The sequence below is a fragment of the Bradyrhizobium sp. SHOUNA76 genome, from assembly GCF_023006445.1.
Lineage (GTDB): Bacteria > Pseudomonadota > Alphaproteobacteria > Rhizobiales > Xanthobacteraceae > Bradyrhizobium.
The window spans coordinates 1-3,770 of the sequence record NZ_JALBHA010000574.1 but is presented as its reverse complement, the minus strand read 5'-3'; the positions used below and the strand labels follow the sequence as shown (position 1 = coordinate 3,770).

General features: G+C 65.1%; 2 protein-coding genes. Both read left to right on the top strand.

Going from position 1 to position 3,770, the window contains the following annotated elements; all coding sequences use genetic code 11:
- The first annotated feature begins 207 nt into the window (after window positions 1-207).
- Window positions 208-2,400 (top strand): RNA degradosome polyphosphate kinase, encoded by a 2,193-nt coding sequence (locus MOV74_RS33525; RefSeq protein WP_246931269.1) that lies wholly within the window; start codon window positions 208-210, stop codon window positions 2,398-2,400.
- Window positions 2,401-2,415: 15 nt separating this feature from the next.
- On the top strand, window positions 2,416-3,770 hold a 1,355-nt coding region (gene ppx, locus MOV74_RS33520; protein WP_246931268.1), incomplete at its 3' end, for an exopolyphosphatase.

Genomic DNA, 3,770 nt, shown 5'->3' with positions numbered 1-3,770 from the left:
GGCCGCCCTGTCACAAGGGCGCTGGCCGCCGAGCTCTTGCGGGACGCCTGATCGGCCTGCGCGGCCCGCCCCCCCACGCCAGACCCGCTTGACGGGGCGGAGCGGCGGAACATCAATGTCATCGAAACGTCATCGCTCTAACACATGCTCCGGCCGGTTTTGCGCTTAAGTCGCAAGGTAAGGCGAGACAGGATGGACCGACTTCTGATGGATTCAGCGCAAACTATTGAAATTAAAGAGAAAATCCAGGAGACCGAAGGCCTGCCGGCGATCGCATCGAGCCCCGAGCGATTCATCAACCGCGAGCTTTCCTGGCTGCATTTCAATCGTCGCGTCCTGGAGGAATCGGTCAATCCGAGCCACCCCATGCTCGAGCGCGTGCGATTCCTGTCGATTTCAGCGAATAACCTCGACGAATTCTTCATGGTCCGCGTCGCCGGCATCAAGGCCCAGGTGCGCGAGGGCATTGCCGAACGCAGCCCCGACGGCCTGACGCCATCCGAGCAGCTCGCGCTGATCAACCGCACCGTCTCCGAACTCGCCTCCGACCAGCAGGCGATCTGGCGCGACCTGCGCGGCACGCTGGCCGATGTCGGCATCGTGCTGGTTGAGGGCAAGGAAGTCACGAAGGCGGAACGGACCTGGATCGAGGACTACTTCCTCAGCAATGTGTTCCCGCTGCTGACGCCGCTGGCGATCGACCCGGCCCACCCCTTCCCGTTCATCCCGAGCCTCGGCTTCACCATCGCGCTCCAGCTCACGCGCGCCGCCGACGGCAAGCAGATGAACGCGCTGATCCGCATGCCCGGCAAGATCGACCGCTTCATCCGCCTGCCGGCTGACGGCAAGGTCGTCCGGTTGATCTCGCTGGAGCAGGCGACCGCCCTGTTCATCAACCGCCTGTTCCCCGGCTACAATCTGCACGGCCAGGGCGCTTTCCGCATCATCCGAGACTCCGAACTCGAAATCGAGGAAGAGGCCGAAGACCTCGTCCGCCTGTTCGAGACAGCGCTGAAGCGCCGCCGCCGCGGCTCGGTGATCCGGCTCGAGATCGACGCCAAGATGCCGGAAGAGCTGCGCAACTTCGTGCAGCATGCGCTCTCGGCCGCCGACGACGAGGTGTTCCTGGTCGACGGCGTGCAGGCGATGAACGAGCTCTCGCAGCTCACCCGCCTCGACCGGCCCGATCTCGAATTCACCCCGTACGTGCCGCGCCATCCCGAGCGCGTGCGCGAGCATGGTGGCGACATCTTCGCCGCGATCCGGCAGAAGGACCTCGTCGTCCATCACCCCTACGAATCCTTCGACGTGGTGGTGCAGTTCCTGCAGCAGGCGACGCGCGACCCCGATGTCGTCGCCATCAAGCAGACGCTCTACCGCACCTCCAGCAACTCGCCGATCGTGCGCGCGCTCGTGGAAGCCGCCGAGGCCGGGAAATCCGTCACGGCGTTGATCGAATTGAAGGCGCGCTTCGACGAGGAAGCCAACATCCGCTGGGCACGCGACCTCGAGCGAGCCGGCGTGCAGGTCGTCTATGGCTTCCTCGAACTGAAGACGCACGCAAAACTCTCCATGGTGGTACGCCGCGAGGGCGGCAGCCTCACCACCTATGTTCATACCGGCACCGGCAATTATCACCCGGTCACCGCGCGCATCTACACCGACCTCTCCTACTTCACCTCCGATCCGACCATCGGCCGCGATGCCGCGCGCGTGTTCAATTTCATCACCGGCTATGCCGCGCCGAGCGATCTGGAAAAGATGGCGGTGTCGCCGCTGACCTTGCGCAAGCGCATCATCGAACACATCCAGGGCGAGACCGCGCATGCACGGCACAGCCGGCCCGGTGCGGTCTGGATGAAGATGAACGCGCTGGTCGACCCCGACATCATCGACGCGCTCTACGAGGCCTCACAGGCCGGCGTGCAGGTCGAGCTCGTGGTGCGCGGCATCTGTTGCCTGCGCCCCGGCATTCCCGGCCTGTCCGAGAACATCCGCGTCAAGTCGATCATCGGACGCTTCCTGGAACACGGCCGAATCTACTGCTTCGGCATGGGCCAGGGCCTGCCGAGCGCGAAAGCGGCTGTGTATATCTCCTCGGCCGACATGATGCCGCGCAACCTCGACCGCCGCGTCGAGGTGCTGTGTCCGCTGCAAAATCCCACGGTGCATCAGCAGGTTCTCGAGCAGATCATGGTCGCCAACCTGAAGGACAATGAGCAGAGCTGGCAATTGTTGCCGGACGGGTCCTCAACGCGTATGAAGACCGCGAAGGGCGAGGAGCCTTTCAATGTCCACAACTACTTCATGACAAATCCGAGTCTGTCTGGCCGTGGAAAGTCGCTCAAGGAATCCTCGCCGCGTCGTCTCACGCGCCGGAACGAACGCCATCAATCCTGATCAGGGATTTCCGACGTGAAGCGGCCGCGCAAGCGCGGCTCGAGCGTCGCAGTCATTGATATCGGTTCCAACTCGGTCCGTCTCGTCGTCTACGAGGGGCTGACGCGGAGCCTCATTCCGATCTTCAACGAGAAGACGCTGTGCGGCCTCGGGCGCGAGGTGCAGAGCACCGGCCTGCTCGCACCCGACGCCGTCGACAAGGCGCTGACCTCGCTCAAGCGCTTTCGCGCCTTGTGCCGTGTGATGCAGGTCGGACGCGTGTTCGCGATCGCGACCGCCGCCTGCCGCGACGCTTCCAACGGCCCCGATTTCATCGCCAAGGCCGAACGCATCTGCGCCGTGAAGATCGAGATCCTGTCGGGCCCGCGCGAGGCGCGGCTGTCGGCCCTCGGTGTGATCTCGGGCATCCATCATCCCGACGGCATCGTCGGCGACCTCGGCGGCGGCTCGCTCGAATTGATCGACGTGCGCAGGAACAGCGTGCGCAGCGGCGTGACGCTGCCGCTCGGCGGACTCGCACTCCAGGATCTCGCACACAAATCGCTCAAGCGCGCCGACCGCATCGTGCGCGAGGCGCTCGACGAGGTGCAGCAGCTCACTGCTGGCCGCGGCCGCACCTTCTATGCCGTCGGCGGCACCTGGCGCGCGCTCGCGCGCATCCACATCATCCAGAGCGGCTATCCGCTCCAGGTGATGCACGGCTATTCGATTTCCGCGGCAGAAGCGCTCGATTTTTCGCGCCGGCTGCGCCGTCTTGCGGCCAGCAATATGCTCGCCGACATCGAGATCGTCGCCGATGCAAGGCGCCCGCTCCTCACCTATGCCGCGCTGGTGCTCGAGCACATCATCCGGGTCGCCAAACCAAAGACCATCGTGTTCTCGACCTTCGGCGTACGCGAAGGCCTCTTGCACGAGAAGCTGCCGGAGTCCGAACGCAACAAGGACGGGCTGATCTGCGCGGCCGAAGAGCTCAACCAGCTCCTGTCGCGCTCAGCCAAGCACGCCCGCGAGCTGATCGCCTGGACCGATCGTCTGGCGCGCGTCGTGAAGCTGCGCGAGACCGAAGAGGACCGCCGCCTGCGCCACGCCGCGTGCCTCTTGTCCGACATCGGCTGGCGCGTGCATCCCGATCATCGCGGCGAGCAGACGCTGAGCCTCGTCGTCAACGGCAATTTCGGCGCGATCACCCACACCGAGCGCGCCTTCGTCGGCCTGTCCGTGTTCTATCGCTATGCGGGCCTCAGCGAGGAGAACCAGCCGCCGGTCACGATGCAGGAGCTGCTGACGCCGGCGCAGCTCGAACGCGCCCGCCTGCTGGGCGCGGCCTTCCGCGTCGCCCATCTGATCTCGGCGGCGCGGCCGGGCGTCCT

Bases quoted from the DNA above. Each gene is read 5' to 3' on its own strand.
- MOV74_RS33525 (WP_246931269.1), top strand. From the start codon at position 208: ATGGATTCAGCGCAAACTATTGAAATTAAAGAGAAAATCCAGGAGACC.